Origin of the sequence: Gordonia sp. UCD-TK1, from assembly GCF_001691435.1 — a bacterium.
GTDB lineage: Bacteria > Actinomycetota > Actinomycetes > Mycobacteriales > Mycobacteriaceae > Gordonia > Gordonia hongkongensis.
This window is the reverse complement of sequence record NZ_LZMP01000006.1, coordinates 49,130-66,811: the sequence shown is the minus strand read 5'-3', so window position 1 is coordinate 66,811 and position 17,682 is coordinate 49,130. Positions and strand designations below refer to the sequence as shown.

The 17,682-nt window shown below is 68.1% G+C and carries 16 protein-coding genes; 7 read left to right on the top strand and 9 right to left on the bottom strand.

The window, feature by feature from the left end:
• Positions 1-289: 289 nt before the first annotated feature.
• Entirely contained in the window at positions 290-1,288 is a 999-nt protein-coding gene (locus A9310_RS05240) for an NAD-dependent epimerase/dehydratase family protein (RefSeq protein ID WP_065629683.1), read from the bottom strand.
• A 3-nt stretch (positions 1,289-1,291) separates the two neighbouring features.
• Positions 1,292-2,338 carry a phosphotransferase family protein gene (locus A9310_RS05235; RefSeq protein WP_065629682.1) on the bottom strand — a complete coding sequence of 349 codons (1,047 nt, stop codon included), beginning with the start codon at positions 2,336-2,338 and terminating at the stop codon, positions 1,292-1,294.
• A 255-nt stretch (positions 2,339-2,593) separates the two neighbouring features.
• On the opposite strand from A9310_RS05235, the gene A9310_RS05230 reads away from it, so the two are divergent.
• Positions 2,594-3,457 (top strand): mycofactocin-coupled SDR family oxidoreductase, encoded by an 864-nt coding sequence (locus A9310_RS05230; protein WP_065629681.1) that lies wholly within the window; start codon positions 2,594-2,596, stop codon positions 3,455-3,457.
• A gap of 3 nt (positions 3,458-3,460) precedes the next feature.
• On the opposite strand, the gene A9310_RS05225 is transcribed toward A9310_RS05230, so the two are convergent.
• The 3 genes from A9310_RS05225 to A9310_RS05215 all read right to left on the bottom strand — a co-directional run bounded on the left by A9310_RS05225 (position 3,461) and on the right by A9310_RS05215 (position 6,987).
• Positions 3,461-4,594, bottom strand: coding sequence for a TIGR03857 family LLM class F420-dependent oxidoreductase (locus A9310_RS05225; RefSeq protein ID WP_065629680.1), 1,134 nt, complete (start codon positions 4,592-4,594; stop codon positions 3,461-3,463).
• Positions 4,591-6,180, bottom strand: a complete 1,590-nt coding sequence (fadD1, locus tag A9310_RS05220; RefSeq protein WP_065629679.1) for a fatty-acid--CoA ligase FadD1 — start codon at positions 6,178-6,180, stop codon at positions 4,591-4,593. Before fadD1 ends, A9310_RS05225 begins: the two co-directional genes overlap by 4 nt.
• A gap of 345 nt (positions 6,181-6,525) precedes the next feature.
• Positions 6,526-6,987: a hypothetical protein gene (locus A9310_RS05215; protein ID WP_065629678.1), complete on the bottom strand. Its 462-nt coding sequence runs from the start codon at positions 6,985-6,987 to the stop codon at positions 6,526-6,528.
• 103 nt (positions 6,988-7,090) lie between these two features.
• Between A9310_RS05215 and A9310_RS05210 the strand changes: the two genes are divergently transcribed.
• Complete coding sequence (locus A9310_RS05210) at positions 7,091-7,846, top strand: thioesterase (protein WP_083207266.1); 756 nt, start codon at positions 7,091-7,093, stop codon at positions 7,844-7,846.
• A gap of 8 nt (positions 7,847-7,854) precedes the next feature.
• Here A9310_RS05210 and A9310_RS05205 read toward each other — a convergent pair whose 3' ends face one another.
• Positions 7,855-8,547, bottom strand: a complete 693-nt coding sequence (locus A9310_RS05205; protein ID WP_254661179.1) for a transposase — start codon at positions 8,545-8,547, stop codon at positions 7,855-7,857.
• A 433-nt stretch (positions 8,548-8,980) separates the two neighbouring features.
• Between A9310_RS05205 and A9310_RS05200 the strand changes: the two genes are divergently transcribed.
• From A9310_RS05200 to A9310_RS05185, 4 genes are all read left to right on the top strand, one after another.
• Complete coding sequence (locus tag A9310_RS05200; protein ID WP_065629677.1) at positions 8,981-9,781, top strand: TIGR03084 family metal-binding protein; 801 nt, start codon at positions 8,981-8,983, stop codon at positions 9,779-9,781.
• 109 nt (positions 9,782-9,890) lie between these two features.
• Positions 9,891-11,051, top strand: a complete 1,161-nt coding sequence (locus A9310_RS05195; protein ID WP_065629676.1) for an acyl-CoA dehydrogenase family protein — start codon at positions 9,891-9,893, stop codon at positions 11,049-11,051.
• Between the two features lie 60 nt (positions 11,052-11,111).
• The gene (locus A9310_RS05190) at positions 11,112-12,284 is read left to right on the top strand and encodes an acyl-CoA dehydrogenase family protein (RefSeq protein ID WP_010840516.1); all 1,173 of its coding nucleotides are present in this window, start codon (positions 11,112-11,114) and stop codon (positions 12,282-12,284) included.
• An 8-nt stretch (positions 12,285-12,292) separates the two neighbouring features.
• Complete coding sequence (locus tag A9310_RS05185; protein ID WP_065629675.1) at positions 12,293-12,946, top strand: TetR/AcrR family transcriptional regulator; 654 nt, start codon at positions 12,293-12,295, stop codon at positions 12,944-12,946.
• Here the strand turns inward: A9310_RS05185 and A9310_RS05180 are convergent.
• From A9310_RS05180 to A9310_RS05170, 3 genes are all read right to left on the bottom strand, one after another.
• Positions 12,943-13,581 carry a Pr6Pr family membrane protein gene (locus A9310_RS05180; protein WP_065629674.1) on the bottom strand — a complete coding sequence of 213 codons (639 nt, stop codon included), beginning with the start codon at positions 13,579-13,581 and terminating at the stop codon, positions 12,943-12,945. The two genes, A9310_RS05185 and A9310_RS05180, sit on opposite strands and share 4 nt — an antisense overlap.
• A gap of 109 nt (positions 13,582-13,690) precedes the next feature.
• Complete coding sequence (locus A9310_RS05175) at positions 13,691-14,809, bottom strand: NDMA-dependent alcohol dehydrogenase (protein WP_058252381.1); 1,119 nt, start codon at positions 14,807-14,809, stop codon at positions 13,691-13,693.
• Between the two features lie 40 nt (positions 14,810-14,849).
• Positions 14,850-16,352: an aldehyde dehydrogenase family protein gene (locus A9310_RS05170; protein ID WP_065629673.1), complete on the bottom strand. Its 1,503-nt coding sequence runs from the start codon at positions 16,350-16,352 to the stop codon at positions 14,850-14,852.
• A 209-nt stretch (positions 16,353-16,561) separates the two neighbouring features.
• On the opposite strand from A9310_RS05170, the gene A9310_RS05165 reads away from it, so the two are divergent.
• Positions 16,562-17,680 (top strand): HPP family protein, encoded by a 1,119-nt coding sequence (locus A9310_RS05165; RefSeq protein ID WP_065629672.1) that lies wholly within the window; start codon positions 16,562-16,564, stop codon positions 17,678-17,680.
• Positions 17,681-17,682 lie beyond the last annotated feature (2 nt).

Below are 17,682 nucleotides of genomic sequence, written 5' to 3'. Positions count from 1 at the left end.
CGTCCTCCCTGAGAAGCGTGCGGAGCTTGCGGAGGGCCACCCCTCTGCTCCCTGAGGTGCGAGCGAAGCGAGCCACGAAGGGCTCGCAAGGTGCCCCACCAGGCCCTTCGTGGCTCGTCGCTATCGCTCCTCGCACCTCAGGGACCAGTGCTTTTGCGGTTCTTGGGGATTGGGGAGCAGGGCGGGTTGACTCGCCCGCTGACCGAGCTCGTCGAGGTCACCAAGTGGCTTCGACTCGGCGCCTCGCTTCGCTCGGTGCCGGCTCAACCAGCGAGGTGGTGGTGTCGGCTCAACCAGCGCGGCGGGCGGCGCGTCGTTCGAGCCAGAAGCGGGCACCGTCGGCGATGGCCTCGGTCACCGGGCGTGGATGCCATCCGAGGTCGCGTTCGGCCTTGCCGTGGTCCATCTCGGACATGAAGTGCATCAACCGGACCGAGGGGATCGTCAACTGCACCGGCTTGCGCGTCAGCGCCCCACGGGCGGAACCCACCGCCCCGAAGGTGTACAGCGCAGCGCGGTTGAGAACGACGCGCGGGGGCTGACGATCCGCGGTCGCGGCGGCGATGGCCACGATCTCACCGGTGTCGATGGACCGCTCGGAGACGATGTAGCGTTCGCCGACCTCGCCGCGGTCCGCCGCGAGGAGCAGCGCCTGCGCGGCGTCGTCGATGCCGACCGACTCGGCGCGACAGCCGCGGACGGTGAACGGTAACTTGCCCAGCGCCGCACCGGCAACGAATGCGCCGTGGGGAGTTGGTTGCCAGTCGCCGGGTCCGTAGGTGTTGGCGACGCACATCGCGAGGGCGGGTACCGCGTCGTCCTGCGCTCGACGCAGCACCAGGTCCTCGGCGGCCACGCGACTGCGCACATAGGCGGGAGCCCGCGCGGCCCAGTTGAACACATCGTCCTCCGTCGCCCGACGGCCGTTCACCCGCCCGATGGTCGCCGCGGTGCTGGTGAACACGAACTTCCGCAGTGGCATCCGGGCTGCGACGTCGAGCACCGAACGCAGGGCCTCGACGTTCGTCCGGTACAGCGGTGCCGGATCGCGCAACCAGGCGCGCGTGTCGACCGCGCAGTGGAACACCACGTCGCAACCGGTCATCGCCCGCGCGACGGCGTCGGCGTCGAAGAGATCGCCCGTCACGTGATCGACGCCGAGACCGGCCAGGGTCCGGAGGCCACTCGTGGGCCGGGTGAACACCCGCACCTCCTCGCCCGCGTCCACGAGCTGCCGAACGAGATGAGAACCGAGAAACCCGTTGCCCCCGATGACCAGTGACGGCACGGTTCACAGCCCTCCGGGTGCGAGATCGTCGATCGCGGCTGCACTGCGGGACAGCATCGCATCGAACATCGCGTTGCCACGCTCGGTGGGTTGTGCAGCAGCGGAGCCGAACACGATGATCAGCGGCGCCTGGATGAGGTTGCCGACGTAGTCGTCCCAGCAGTCGTCGAGCGTGTAGTCGCCGACGCCGGCGGTGACCAACGCCCGATGATACGAGGCGACGATGCCGCGCTCGTGCCGGCGCCGGTCGTCGGTGGTCAGACTGGTACTCAGCAGGAAGGCGATGTCGCGCAGCGGGTTACCGGTGGTGATCGTCTGCCAGTCGATCACCGTGACCTCACCGGACGGGCCGAACAGGACGTTGTCGACCCGGAGGTCGCCATGGATCAGGGTGGCATTGTCCAGCGGGGCGACCAGCCACTGGCCGGCTTCACGGACGAGCCAGTCGACCGCTGCCGATGACGGACCGATAGGGGAGAAGCGTTCGCGGTAGACCTCCGCCATCGGAGCGAGGATCGACTCCATCACCTCCCGGTCGGCGTCGGTGGGCAACGGCATCTCGGCCAGCAGGGTCGGATCGTTCCACCGGGGAGCGTGGAGACCAGCAGTCGCCACGGCTACCGCCTCGGCCTGCGCGGGTGTGCAGCCGGCGATCTGATCGCCCTGCACGGCTGCGCCCATGTCCTCCAGCAAGAGTACGAACTCGGTGCCGCGATCGGAGATGGTCGCGGCGAAGCAGTCGGGCATCGGCACCGTGAACGACGCGGCGAGGTCGCGATAGAAGCGCACCTCGTTGCGGAACACCCCCGATCCGAACTCGCGCTGGTCCGGTGACCCGGTCGCGAGCTTCGCGATCATGGTGTCGGGCAATGTCGCTGGGCTGTCGTGCCCGAGGTGAAGACGATAGGAACCGGCCATCTGACCGGTTCCCACCGGTTCGGCACCCACCGACTCGATACTGACGTCGTGACCGTGGGAAGCAAGGAACGCGGTCAACCACGTCGGGGTGAGTTCGTCTATGCAAGTCGGGATTCCAACGGTGTCCGGCACGGGCACGCCCTTTCGATCGAGCTGCGCGGGCCGGGCCGATGTGACCGGGCTCACCCAGGCCGCTGATCGGACACTACCGAGGAATTGGACTGGTGTCCAGGGAACCGGCGCGGCGGTGTGCAGCTGTGCAGGCCGGCCACGCCGGGCGACCTTGCGAACAGCAAATCCATTCCGCCACACGAAGGATGGCCGTCGGCTAGGCTGCGCGGAGACGCGGCGGCCGGACTCGTGGCCGCCGGGACGAGGAGAGCGCGAGTGAGTACCAGACTCGACGGGAAGGTCGCACTCGTGACGGGCGCGGCACGGGGTCAGGGGCGCAGCCACGCCGTGCGGATGGCCGAGCAGGGCGCCGACATCATCGCCATCGACATCTGCGATCAGATCACGACGGTCAATTACGCCATGAGCACGCCGGACGACCTGCAGCAGACCGCGAAGATGGTCGACGCGACGGACAGTCGGGTGATCGCGAAGATCGCCGACGTCCGCAGCCGGGACGCCCTGCAGGCCGCGATCGACGACGCGGTGGCGCAGTTCGGCAGACTCGACATCGTCGTGGCCAACGCCGGTATCAGCCCGCTCGGGCCCGAGAGTCCCTCGGTCACCTGGCTGAACACGGTGTCGGTGAATCTCGGTGGGGTGATCAACACCCTCGAGTTGTCTCTGCCGCACCTCGAAGCGGGTGCATCGATCGTCTGCATCGGTTCGATGGCCGCGTTCATGCCGTCGTTCGAGTCCGCGCAGGCCGGGCCGGGTGCAGGCGGTTACGGCCACTCGAAACGAGCGGTGGCGCGACTCGTCAACGACCTCGCCCGGCACCTGGCGCCGAAAGGTATTCGCGTCAACGCGATTCATCCCGGCAACGTCGACACCGCGATGGTGCATCACGACGAACTCTACCGGCTGTTCCGACCCGATCTCGAGAAGCCGGTCTACGACGACGTCAAGGACGTCTTCGCGTCGTTGCACGCGATGCCGGTGGACCTGCTCGCGCCGGAGGATGTCACCGAGGCGGTCCTCTACCTGGTGTCCGATGCTGCCCGGTACGTGACCGGTCAACAGCTCCGGGTCGAGGCGGGCGCGTTGCTGAACTCGGTGCCACCCGGCGTGCCCGACTGACGGTCACTGAACCGGTGGTCCCGCAACCGAACCCGGGTTCACTGGCAGAGCCGGCAAGGCGGGTCGTATCGACCGGTACGCCGTCAGCACCGACAACAGTTCCGACGGCGCGGCGCCGTGCATGATGACCGAGTCGACTCCCAGGTCGAACTGGCGCGCCACGGCGGCCGCGCACTGTTCGGCACTGCCGACCGCGCTGTCGGCGACCCACGACGCCGGGATGACCTCGGCGAGCCGGGCCAGTTCGTCGGCCGTGGCGGTGGCGTCGATGGGTCCGCGGGCGCCGGCGAAAGCCGGACTGTCTCTGATTCGTTCGAGATCATCCCCACGCCATTCGTTGGCACGCATCAGGACGTCCGGATACCCCTGGAGATAGGTCGCGAGCCGGCCGTACAGACGTCGCAACCGGTCGTCATCATCGAGATGGTCGGGCACGGTGGCCAGTACCGACCAGATGCGCACCGAAGCGGGGTCCCGACCGGCCTCGGCGGCCGCCGCCCGGACGGTCTCGACCGCGGCGATGGTGGCCTCGTCGGAGAAGAACGTGTGCAGGACGACACCGTCGGCGATGCGCCCGGCAAGACGTAAGGTGTTGGGCGACATCGTCACGAGCAGGATGGGGACCGGTGGAACCGCGACACCGAGGTTGAGGTAGTCGTAGGTGCCGAGCGGGCCGTCGTGGCCCAGGATCATCTCGCCGCGCCAAAGGGTGCGCAACACCGAGGCGGCGTCGGTGAGCTGGGCGCTCGTGACATCGGGAACCCCGAGAACCTGCCACTGTGCGGCGAATCCACGACCGAGGCCGAGCGCGAAGCGACCATCCGTCATGGTCGACAACGTGGCGGCCATGGACGCGGTGATGATGGGGTGACGGGTGTTGTGGTTGGTCGCGGCCGTGGCGACGCCCATCCGGCGACTCGCCGCCGCGAGACCGCCCGCGAGTACGGCCGCGTCCTTCACGTTGAACCGCTCGGAGACGAAGGCGGCACCGAAGCCCGCGCGGTCGGCGAGCCCCGCTTCGTCGGCGAGTTCGGCGGGATCGACCGGATGGCGCGAGAGTGCGTAGTAGCCGATCTCCGGAAGCGTTTGCTGAGGGACGGATTCCGGTGTCGGTATGGTGGCCGCGGTCGAGGTCATGCCTGTGCGGCGACGGCTTGTCGATACACGCGGGACCGGGGCTCGCGCACCCAGAGTGTGCCCGTGCCGGGGACGGCTCCCTCGGATTTCAGGGTGCGCTTGAGGATCTTGTTCGTTGCGGTCGTGGGCAGGTCGTCCTCGATCCGGACATACGTCGGCCACGCTTTCGGCGACAGGTCGGCCTGTGCGGCAAGCTGTTCGGCGAAGGACTCCGGGGTCAGCTCGACGCCGTCCTGCAGGACAACGGCGGCCATCACCGCATCGCCGACGTGGTCGTCCGGAACGGCATACACGGCAACGCGATTGATCTCGGGAACGCGCAACAGCACCCGTTCGATCGGTCCGGCGGCGAGGTTCTCGCCGTCGACGCGCATCCAGTCGCCGGTCCGGCCGGCGAGGTAGATCCAGTCGTCTGCGTCCTTGTACGCGAGGTCGCCCGACCAGTACATCCCGTGGCGGAGACGCTCGCTGGTGGCGTCGGAATCGTTGTAGTAGCCCATGAACATGCCGCCGCCCTCGATGTTCACCAGCTCGCCGATCGCGTCGTCGGCATTGAGAAGCGCCCCGCTGGAGTCGAATTCGGCACGCGGGCATTCGGTCAGCGTCGAGGAGTTGTACACGGCGACGTTCGGGAAACCCTTGCCGATCGAGCCGTGCGGGGTCCCGGGTTCGCGGGTGATGATGATCGCCAGTTCGGTGGAACCGAAGCCGTCCCAGACGGTGCAACCGAACCGGCGCGAGAAATCGTCGATGTCGCGGTCGGTGGCCTCGTTGCCGAACGCCACCCGGAGCGGATTGTCGGCGTCGTCGGGCCTCTCCTCGGTGGCCAGGATGTAGGCGAGCGGTTTGCCCACGTAGTTCATGTACGTCGCGTTGTAGCGGCGGATGTCGGCCAGGAAGGTCGAGGCGGAGAACTTGGCGGGCGCGATCGCGGCACCGCCGCACAGTGCGACGCAGTAACCCCCCATGAGTGCGGCACTGTGGAACAGGGGCATCGAAAGGTAGCAGACGTCGCCGGGGCCGATGTCGTATTTGTCGGCGAGCACCGGGCCCGCGAACGGCATCATCATGTGCGCGAACTGGACCGGCTTGGGGTTTCCACTGGTCCCCGAGGTGAAGATCAGCATGAACGTGTCCATCGCCCCGGGTACCGAATGCGGGGTCAACTCCGCGGCGCCGGAGAGCATCTCGGCCCACTGCGGAGTAGAGGTGTCCAGCACCGTCACGCCGGGTAGCTCCAAGCCATCGAGGAGAGGGCGGTGCTCGGCGTCGGTGAGCAGGATCTGACAGTCCGCGCGCACGATGTCGGCCGCCAGACCCTCACCGCGGCGAGTGTTGTTGATCCCCGCCGTCACGTAACCGCCCAGCGCGCCGGCGGCCAGGGCGATCAGCATGTCCGGCGTGTTCCCGAGCAGCACACCCACATGCAGCGGGCGCTCGGTGTCGGCGATGCCGAGAATCGCCGACGCGGCGCGTTCGGCGTCGCGAATGTACTCGCGCCACGTCCATTGCCGACCCTCGTAGGTGATCGCGAGGTTGTCGTCGTCGGCGCGTGCCTGCAGGAGCTGGGTGACTGTCTCGGCCATGCGGCAAATCTAGAACGTGTTCACCGCACGTGTATACAGATTTGCAGAATTGTCTACTGCGGTACCGGAGGGGGTCGCCGTGACCTTTGAAAGAACACTCGTGAGCGTCTGATCTCCATGCTCCCTGAGGTGCGAGCGAAGCGAGCCACGAAGGGTGTAACAACGTGTCTCGCCAGCCCTCCGAGGCTCGTCGACCTCGACGCGCTCCTTCGTCGCTTGCTCGGCCCGGCGGCTTGCGCTCCTCACACCTCAGGGAGCACGGGTTACGGGCTTCATTCAGATCAGGGAGCAGGGTGGGTGGCTCGCGCCCTCCCGCTCAGCGGAGTGGGTGTGGTCGGCTCGGCGTCAGCGCGTGAACGATCCGCTGCCCGGGACGACCGTGAAGGTCTGGTCCCCCTGGCCGAGGATCGTCGTGGTGAACTCGACCGATCCCGCTCCGGTCGCAACGGCGACCCCGTCGGACGGACGTCCGTCCGCACATGCGGCGAAGACCTCGTCGCCGGATGCCCCGGTCGATGTGTTCTTCCAGGTGATCCCGACGCGCGCATCCTTCAGGTTGGTGGCGCAGGACTCGGTGGGCGTCGTGTTGAGCGTGATCAGCGTGACCCCGGGTTCGGTGGCCGAGGCGAGGATGCTCGCCACGAAACCGCCCGTGATGCCGTTCGCGCCGACGGTGACTCCGGCGTTGGGGACCTGCTCCACGCTGAGGGGTCGTTCCGCGGGTGCGGCGAAGGCGGTGCCTGCTCCTACGCCGAACGCTCCCACTGCCGCAATCGCCCCGATCGTCGCCACAGTTGTGCGTCGCATCTGTCTCTCCCGTCACTTTGGACACGTACGCAGCCAGACTACGGGAGTGAGATTGGACTCTCCAATGCGAGATCGGCGGTACATCGCTGATAGAAGGGATTTCATGAGCCAGCCGCACGATCCCCTGTCCGCGTTCCACCTCGGCGACATCTCGGTGTCGGAGTCGGGGGTGCGGGCCTCGCAGCGGCTGTGCCCGCGGTTCGCCGACCATCGCGGCGTGATCGAGTTGCCGGCGTTCGCCGTGCTGTTCGATCACTGCGGTGGTATCCCGTTCCATCGCATCCACGACGACCCCGCCGCCGCGACCCTCCAGGCACGCCTGACGATGTCCACACACGGCCGCGCAGAAGTAGGCGACCTGGTTGCTGCACGGGCCGAGGTGGTCATGCACGACGACGACTGGGGCTCGACGTCGGTCGAGATCCGCACCGGTACCGGGGACCTGTGCTGCGTCGGGACTGCGCGCAACGTCCGTGTCGGCCGTGCCCCGACCGGCGCCACCCCGTCCGCCGAGATCGGCCACGCGACACCGCAATGCAGCGACGATGACGGGTCCGTCCTGCCCGAGCCCATACCCGCCGCGCTGTCCGGGCGGGCCGTGGTCGAGGAGATCGCGTCGAAGATGCGGGAACCCGGCCCGCTCACCGACATGCTCAACGGCCGCGTCGAGGTGATCGACGGCACCACCGACCGTGAGTCCGGCATCCGCTTTCGCAGTGCCACCGAGCCGTGGATGGGCAACATGTTCGGCACCATGCACGGCGGCGTCATCGCCACCATCGCCGGCCAGGCGGCATCGTTCGCCGGGCATCTGCATGCCGGTGCCGGGCAGGAGTACTCGATCGGGGCCGGCTCATAGCTCCTATGTCAAGCGGCGGCGGGTGTTGGGTTGTCGGCTTTGCGGGTGCGGGCGTGGTGGTCGGTGGTGAGGTGGTTGTAGACGACGCGGGCGAGGCGGCGTTTGAGGCAGCGCATCGCCTCGCGAGGGGTCTTGTTTTCGGCCTTCTTCTTCTCGTAATAGGCGTGGCCGAGGGTGTCGGGCATGCGTGCCTGGGTCAGCGCGATGCGGTGGATCGCGGCATTGATCTGGCGGTTGCCAGACCGGGTGAGTCGATGGCGTCCGGGGTTGGCCGACCACACCGGCACTGGGGCGATTCCCGCGTGGCGGGCGAACTGGGCCTCCCCGGGGAAGCGGGTGATGTCGGCGGATTCGCCGAGGAGTTTCGCGGCGCTGAGCGCGCCACAGCCGGGCATCGCCAACAGGGTGGGCACCGCGTCGGAAACCTTCTTGGTGATCTCCTTTTCGACCTCATTGATCTCCACGGTCAGGTCGTAGATGGCGGCGACTTCCTTGCCGGCCAGGCGGGCATCGACACTGCTTTGAGGCTCCAGCCAGGTTTGCAGTGCTTTCTGATGCTTCTTCGCCGTCAACCCACCCTTTTTGATGTGGTACTCGGGATCGAGTTGATGCACCCGCCACAACACCCGGTTGATCTTCGAGGTTCGTTCGCGCACAAGGCAATCCCGATAGTCCACGAGAGCTTTCATCTCGTAGGACACGGCATCGTGAGACGCCAGCACCGATAACGATCATGGAAGATGCCTTCCTGTCAGAGKGGAGTGGCGACAGTCGGGCCGGTCGGCGGACACATCTCAGTCGGGGCGATGCCACGCTCCTATCAAGTCACGCCGGCCGGTCCTGACACACCAGGCATCGGCACAATGAGCCAACACCAGCCCAATACAGCCAGGGGCGGTAACCAGCGGTAGAGCCAGATGCCTGATGGTCAGAACCCAACCACCACCGAAGTGGCTAGACAACCCTGACACTGAAACCAGCGGTGGGGGCGCGGGTTGTCGAGTGGCTTCGACTCGGCGCCTCGCTCCGCTCGGTGCCGGCTCAACCACCGGTGGTGAAAGCGCCGGGTCGTCCCTGCGGGAAAAACAATCAAGCGCGCTTGATTCTTCTGATGCCGTGTGTGAGGGTGATCGCATGCCTGAGGGACAAGCAGCCGTGATCGGCGTCGTCGCCGACCTCGAAGCCGAATCCGCGCAGCTCGACACCCTCGTCGCGGGTCTCGACGATGCGGGCTGGGCCACCCCGACGCCGGCGCCGGGGTGGACGATCGCGCACCAGATCGCGCATCTGGCGTGGACCGACGAGGTGGCGGCGGTCGCGGCCACCGACCCGGACCGGTTCGGCGCACTGCTCTCCGAGGCGGCGAGCAGTGTGGCGACCTACGTCGACGACGCCGCCGAAGCGGGGGCCGCCGCGCCGGCCGACGAGATCCTGGCCGGTTGGCGGGCGGCGCGCGACCGTCTCGCCGACGCGCTGCGCGCGGTACCGGCCGGCGTCAAGATCCCGTGGTTCGGGCCACCGATGTCCGCGGCGTCGATGGCGACCGCGCGCCTGATGGAGACATGGGCACACGGCCTCGATGTCGCCGACGCCCTCGGTGTTCCCGTCGTGCCGACCGATCGGATCCGCAGCGTCGCCCACATCGGTGTCCGCACACGCGACTTCGCCTACATCGTCAACGGCCGTACGCCGCCGGCCGAGCCGTTCCACTACGCGCTCACCGCGCCGTCGGGCGAGATCTGGACCTGGGGCCCGGACGACGCGTCGAACAGCGTGCGCGGGCCGGCACTCGACTTCTGCTTCCTGGTGACCCAGCGACGCGCACTCGCCGACCTCGCACTCGAGCTCACCGGACCCGACGCGGTCGAATGGTCGGGTATCGCACAGTGTTTCGCAGGTCCGCCCGGGCCGGGTCGCGAACCGCGGGCGAGCTGAGACGCCCGTCGTCGTCACCGTCCGCCGCTGACGTCCACCGCCCCCTTACGCCGCCGAATCGTCCGATCGCAGCAGCACGCAGTCGCACGCAGTCCGACAGGAGAACACGATGCCCATCGCCAGTCCGATCTGGGAGACGCCCGAACGCCTCGAATTGCGTTCCACCGTGCGCCGATTCGTCGACAAACACATCCTCCCGTTCCAGGACGACTGGGAGCGCGAGGGTGCCATCCCCCGTGAACTGCACATCGAGGCGGCCAAACTGGGTCTGTTCGGGCTCGGGGTCCCCGAGGAGGTGGGTGGCTCCGGCGGTGATCTGATCGACAGCACGATCCTCGGCGAGGAACTCCACTACGCCGGCGCGGCCGGTGGCGTCTTCGCGTCGCTGTTCACCCACGGCATCGCCCTGCCGCACCTGATCGCCGCCGGCGACCCCGACCAGATCGACCGGTGGGTGCGGCCCACGCTCGCGGGCGAGAAGATCGGGAGCCTGGCGATCACCGAACCCGGCGGCGGAAGCGACGTCGGCCACCTGACGACGAAGGCCGAGCGCGACGGGGACCACTACGTCGTCAACGGTTCCAAGACCTACATCACCTCCGCGGTCCGCGCCGACTTCGTCGTCGTCGCCGTCCGCACCGGAGGACCGGGAGCCGCGGGCGTCTCACTGCTCGTCGTCGAGAAGGGCACACCCGGCTTCGAGGTCACGCGGAAGCTGGACAAGATGGGGTGGCGCAGTTCCGACACCGCGGAACTGTCCTTCGTCGATGCGCGGGTGCCGGTCACCAACCTGGTCGGACCGGAGAACTCCGGATTCTCGCAGATAGCAACCGCTTTCGTCACCGAACGGTCCGGTCTGGCGGTGCAGGCGTACGCCAGTGCGCAACGCTGCCTCGACCTCACCCTGCAGTGGGCGCGCGACCGTGAGACCTTCGGCAAACCCATCATCGCCCGGCAGTCGGTGCAGGACACCCTGATCGAGATGGCACGCCGCATCGACATCGCCCGCACCTACACGCGGGCCCTCGTCGAACGGAAGGTCAGCTCCACCGACGACCTCATCGCCGAGGTGTGCTTCGCCAAGAACACCGCGGTCGAGGCGGGGGAGTGGGTGGCCAACAAAGCCGTTCAGCTGCACGGCGGCCTCGGTTACATGACCGGCACCGAGGTCGAACGGCAATACCGCGACATGCGCATCATCGGGATCGGTGGCGGCACCACCGAGATCCTCAACGGACTGGCCGCCAAACGGCTCGGTTACCAGGCCTGACCGGCCGCCGAAACCGTCCGCCGCCGAACCACATCGAAGACCGAGACAGGGAGCATCGACATGACCGTGGACACCAATCCGTTCGTGGAGACCACCGAACGCGCCGAGCTGCGCGCGGCGGTCGCCGGACTCGCCGCGAAGTACGGACAGGAGTACTTCCGCGAGTGCGCGCGCACCGGCCGCAAGACCGACGAGTTGTGGGCCGAGGCGGGCAAGCTCGGCTTCATCGGGGTCAATCTCCCCGAGGAGTACGGCGGCGGCGGTGCCGGGATGTACGAGCTCGCCATCGTGATGGAGGAGATCGCCGCGTCGGGCACCGGACTGCTGATGCTCGTCGTCTCACCGGCCATCTGCGGCAACGTCATCGCCCGTTTCGGCACCGACGAGCAGAAGCAGCGGTGGCTGCCGGGTCTCGCCGACGGGTCGATCACGATGGCGTTCGGTATCACCGAACCCGATGCCGGCTCCAATTCCCACCAGATCACCACCACGGCCCGTCGGGACGGCTCGGACTGGTTGCTCACCGGCCAGAAGGTCTACATCTCCGGCGTCGACCAGGCGCAGGCCGTGTTGATCGTCGCCCGCACCGAAGACGCGAAGACCGGCAACCTCAAGCCCGCGCTCTTCATCGTCCCCACCGACTCCGAGAACTTCTCGTACACGATGATCGACATGGAACTGCAGAACCCAGAGAAGCAGTTTCAGCTCTTCCTCGACGATGTGCGATTGCCCGCCGACGCGCTCGTCGGCTCCGAGGACGCTGCCCTGAGTCAACTGTTCGCCGGGCTCAATCCGGAACGCATCATGGCCGCGGCGTCGGCCGTCGGGATGGGCCGGTTCGCGCTCGACAAGGCGGTGTCGTACGTGAAGGAGCGCACGGTGTGGAAGACGCCGATCGGTGCGCACCAGGCGATCGCGCACCCGCTCGCCCAGGGCAAGGTCGAGCTCGAGATGGCCAAGCTGATGATGCAGAAGGCAGCGACCCTCTACGACGCCGGCGACGACTGGGGCGCCGCCGAGCCGGCCAACATGGCGAAGTACGCGGCCGCCGAGGCCTGTGTGAAGGTCGTGGACCAGGCCGTGCACTCCCTGGGCGGCAACGGTCTGACCACCGAGTACGGACTGGCGCCGATGCTGAGCCTCGCCCGGATCGCCCGCATCGCCCCGGTGAGCCGGGAGATGATCCTCAACTTCGTCGCGCAGACCAGCCTCGGGCTGCCGAAGTCCTACTGAGGCTCGCGGTGACCACGTCGTCGGCGAACACCCGCTCCCCGCAACAGGAACGCTCGCGGTTGACCCGCGAGCGCCTGTTGCGGTCCACGGTCGACGCGCTGGCCGCGGACGGCTGGGCCGCCGCGACCGTGGCCGCGGTCGCCGAACGTGCCGGCGTGTCCCGCGGTGCGGCGCAACATCACTTCCCGACGCGCGAAGCCCTCATCACCGCGGCACTCGAGCAGGTCTTCGAGGACATGACCCGCGCTGCCGTCGGGGATCCGCACGCATCGCCGGAGGCGGCGGACGAAGTGACCCCGGACCGGGTCATCCGCGCCGTCCAGCGGGCCGTCGACGTCTACACCGGCACCGAATTCAAGGCAGCACTCCAGGTCTGGGCCGCCGCCGCGTCCGACCCGGCGCTGCGGCGGCTCATCCTGCCACTCGAAGCGAAGTTCGCCCGCGCGGCCCATCAGCGGACGATGGCCGCGATGGGGGTGGCCCCGGACGACGAGACCGGTTACCGGCTGGTGCAGGCGACTCTGGACATGGCGCGCGGACTCGGCCTGGCGGACACGCTGTCCGATGACTCCGCCCGGCGTGCGCTGGTCGTAGACACCTGGTCGGCGCAGCTCGTCGCGGCGTTCGGGAGCGCGCCCGCGGACCGGCCGGGCGCGGACTAACCGCGTTCGGCGGCGGGCTGTCCGGGCTCCGGCGCATCGGGTCGCCGACCGCGGGTGCCGACCCAGTAGACGCCGAACGACATGAAGGCCATGCCGACGAACACGACGACGAGCGAGATCGTCATCGACAGATAACCCTGCCCGCGCGGATCGATGAACGGGTAGGGATACCAGTCCGCGATCGGCCCGCGGATCAACGTGTAGACGCCGTACACGAGCGGGATCGTGAGCCAGGACAGCCACGCCCGTTCGGGTAGTCGCCGGGCGCGCACCACGATCCAGTCCAGGAGCATGACGAGCGGGATGACGCGATGCAGCACGTCGTTCACCCAGGCGTAGGTGACATCGACATCGATGCCCTGCAGCAGAAGCGCATAGACGATCCCGGTGATGACCATGCAGGTGGTCGCCGCCCCGCGGCACCACTCCCAGGCCGGGCTTGCCGGGGCCAGCAGTCCGCCGACGAGCAGGATGAGCGCGGCGAAGATATTGCTCAGCACCGTGAAGTAGCCGAAGAAGTTCGCGAGCGTGAAGCCGGCGTCGCCGTAGCGCAGCACCGCCTGATACACGAGCGCGGTGACGCCCAGGGCGGCAAAGGCGATGCGGAGCAGACGTATCCACCAGGTCACGGTCACATGTGTGATTCAAGCACCTCGTGCGGGCGCGGACCGGAAAGTCCGCCCGGCGACGTGGGTGGCCGGTTCGCCCGAGGGAGACGGCACCTCGGGCGAACCGACCGGGTATTCACTCCGCGTGGATGATGACCCCGCGGATGTTCTTGCCGTCCCGCAGATCCTGGTAGCCCTCGTTGACCTGGTCGAGGGTGTAGGTCTGCGTGACCAGTTCGTCGAGTTTGAGCTGCCCCGCGTCGTACAGGCGCAGCAGTTTGACGATGTCGTACTGCGGATTGGCCGAGCCGAACAGACTGCCCTTGATGGTTTTCTGGTTCAGGGTCAGATCGGTTCCGGAGACCTGCACGGTCAGCTTCGTCGGATCGGCAAGACCGGTGATGACGACCGTCCCGCCCTTGCCCACGACGGCGGTCGCGTTGGCCACGACCTCCGCGTCGACCGTGCCGACGAGGATGAGGGCCTGGTCGGCACCCTGCCCCCAGGTCAGTTCGTTGACCTTCTCCGCGGCCTCGGCGGCGTCGGCGAAGGCATGTGTTGCACCGAATTTGAGCGCCGTGTCGCGCTTGAGCGCGACCGGGTCGACGACCACGACGTATTTGGCCCCGGCCGACACCGCGCCCTGCACCGCGTTGATGCCCAGGCCGCCGATGCCGTAGATCACCACGGTGTCGCCGGCACGCACGCCGCCCGCGTACACCGAGGTGCCCCAGCCCGAGGGCACGCCGCAACCTACGAGCACTGCCTTGTCGAGCGGCAACCACTCGTCGACCTTGACGACCGAGTGCTGCGAGATCGTCGCGCGTTCGGCGAAGGTGCCGAGCATGCACATGGCTCCGAAATCGTCACCGCCACCGTGGAATCGGAATGTGCCATCGGGCATCGATCCCTCGAGGATGGTGGCGCCCATGTCGCAGAGGTTCTGCCGGCCGGTGGAGCAGTAGCGGCAGGTGCCGCAGTTGGGGATGAAGCTGCAGACCACGTGGTCGCCGGGCTTGACCTTGGTGACGCCCGGGCCGACCGCCTCGATGATCCCCGAACCCTCGTGGCCGCCCACGATCGGATAGCGGGGCGGGAGGTCGCCGTCGGTCAGGTGAAGGTCGGAGTGGCACAGGCCGGCCGCGGTGTACTTGATCAGCACCTCGCCTTCGCGGGGCTCGTCGAGGTCGAGTTCGACGATCTCGAACGGCTTTCCGGGTCCGGTGAGGACGGCTGCCTTGGTGGTGAGAGACATGAAATCGTGCTCCTTGGGTGTACTCGAGGGCGGATGGGGGTCAGAGCGAGATGTTGACGGCCTTGGTCTGGGTGTAGAGCTCGATGGCCGACGAGCCGAGTTCGCGCCCCCATCCCGACTGCTTGTAACCACCGAACGGCATGGCGGTGTCGAAGCCGTTGTACTGGTTCACCCAGACCGAGCCGGCCTTGATCTGTCGAGCTGTCCGGTGCGCCTTGGACAGATCCGTGGTCCAGATGCCTGCTGCGAGACCGTAGATGGAGTCGTTGGCCGCGGCCGCGACCCCGGTGTCGGCATCGAAGGGCATGGCGGCGACGACGGGACCGAAGATCTCCTCCTGCACGATCGAGAAACTCGGGTCGACGTCGACGAAGACGGTCGGTTCGATGAAGAATCCCTCGTCGCCCCAACGCTTTCCACCCGTCAGCGCCCGTGCGCCGTCGGCGAGGCCCGCCGCCAGGTATCCCGAGACGCGATCGAACTGCTCTTGGCTGACCAGCGGTCCGAGTTCGGTCGACGGGTCGAGGCCGGGTCCGATCTTGGCCTGCGAGGCCGCCTCGGCGACGGCCGCGGTGAAGTCGTCGAAGATCGGCCGTTCGACGAAGAGACGTGTTCCGGCGACACAGCACTGTCCGTGGTTGAACATCCAGGCCGCGACCGACCCGGCGACCGCCTTCTCGAAGTCGGCGTCGGCGAAAACGATGTTGGGGCTCTTGCCGCCGAGTTCCAGCGACACCTTCTTGAGGTTGCCCTTCGCGGCGTCGACGATCTTCTTGCCGACCTCCGTCGAGCCGGTGAACGCGATCTTGTCGACGTCGTCGTGCGCGGCGAGCGCCGCGCCGGCCTCGCCGTAACCGGTGACGATGTTGACCACGCCCGGTGGGAAGCCGGCCTCTTGGAACACCTCGCCGAGGAGCAGGGCCGTCAGCGGGGTCTGTTCGGCCGGCTTGAGGATGACGGTATTGCCGGCCGCCAATGCGGGGGCCAGCTTGAACGCGGCCATCAGGAGCGGGAAGTTCCACGGCACGATCAGGCCGCAGACTCCGACCGGCTCGCGCAGGGTGTACGCGTGGAACTCGCCGCCGGGCACGAACGGCATCGAGACGTCGACCGTCGACCCGGTGATCTTGGTGGCGAGGCCCGCGTTGTAGCGGAAGATGTCGGCCGACCAGTTGGTGTCGACCGCGGCGGCGATGGTGGCCGCCTTGCCGTTGTCGAGCGCCTCCAGCTGGCCGAACTCCTCGGCGCGTTCGGTGAGGATGTCGCCGACCCGCCAGAGCAGGCGTTCGCGTTCATTCGGCTTCATCCGGGTCCACGGGCCGTCGTCGAAGGCCTGGCGCGCGGCGCGGACCGCGCGGTCGATGTCGGCCGCGTCGCCGTGCGCGACCGAGGTGAGCGGACGCGCCGTCGCGGGATCGATGGTCTCGAAGGTGCGGCCCGAGGCCGACCACACCCACTCGCCGCCGATCAGCATCGGACGGTCGGCGGAGATGAAATCGCGAACGCGCTCATGCAGGGCGGTGTCGGGAACGACGGCGGTCATGTGGCCTCCTGGTCGGCGTGGTGCCGGCGGTGATGTGGTCGGTGGAGTGATCTCGGTCATATTCGACCTGACTTATTTCTCTCACCGTTCCGACGTGTCGCCGTGTCCAGAAACTGAACACCTGGGCTGTACAGGGGTCGCGGCGACCGGCCGTCACCGCGTGGCTACCGTGAGACGCCGGACAAGTCAGGGACCTTCGGAGGAGCAGAGTGAACGTGCGCCCAGCGGGCAGGGTCGGCGCCGCCCTGCGTGGCCTCGGCCCGGTGACCGGGGGTATCTCGATCCGTGAGGCCCTCCGGGCGGGAGCAGGGGCCGGGGTGGCGCTCGGACTCGTCGGTCTGGTGCTCGCCGCGTCGGGGGTCGACCTGCGGCTCGGACTCTTCCTGATCGCGCCGTTCGGGGCGACCGCTGTGCTCGTCTTCGCCGCGCCGAACAGTCCGTTGGCGCAGCCGTGGCCCGCGACCGTCGGCAACGCGGTGTCGGCGGTCGTGGGGGTGGCGACCACCCTCACCATCGGCCAGCCCGCGCTTCGGGCGGCGCTCGCGGTCGGTCTGTCCGTGGCCTTGATGATCGGGTGCCACTCGGTCCATCCGCCTGCCGGCGCGGTGGCGATGACAGCCGCGCTCAGTCCGGAGACGATCCAGTCGCTGGGGTTCCGGTTCGTCCTCGCACCCGTCCTCGTGGGCACGCTCCTGCTGGTGGTCCTCGCCGCCGGGTACGCCCGGTTGACCGGACGGCGTTATCCGTATCGCCGGTTCGACGCGGCGCCCCCGCCGGCGGCGCGGCTGGGTCTGGACGAGGACGAACTGACCGGCATCCTCGACCGGTACGAGCAGTCGCTCAACCTCGGTGTCGCCGACCTCGCGCGACTGATCGGGGCCGCCGAACTGCAGGCTGCCGGTCACCGCGCGGGCCCGCTCGCCGCGACGGACGTGATGTCCCGAGACCTGGTGACCGTGAACCCCGAGACGCCGCTGCGAGACGTCGCCGTCCTCTTCGACGAGTACGGCTTCACCTCGCTGCCGGTGACGTCGGACGACGGCATGTTCGTCGGTGTGGTGTTCCAGATCCATCTCGTGCGGCGGTTGATGCGCTCGAACGACGTCGAGTTGTGCGCCGCGGACGTGATGTCGGCGGAACCGGCCGTCGCGACCCCGGGCACGCCGGTCGGGGCGCTGTTGCCGCTGCTCGCCGAGAGCGGATGCGACGCGGTCCCGGTGTTGGAGGGGCACACCCTGGTCGGCATCGTGACCCGGACCGACCTCATCGCGGCGCTCGCACGGCAGATGCTGCGGGACCCGGTGCCCCGCACCGCGGTGCCGGAGTAGCC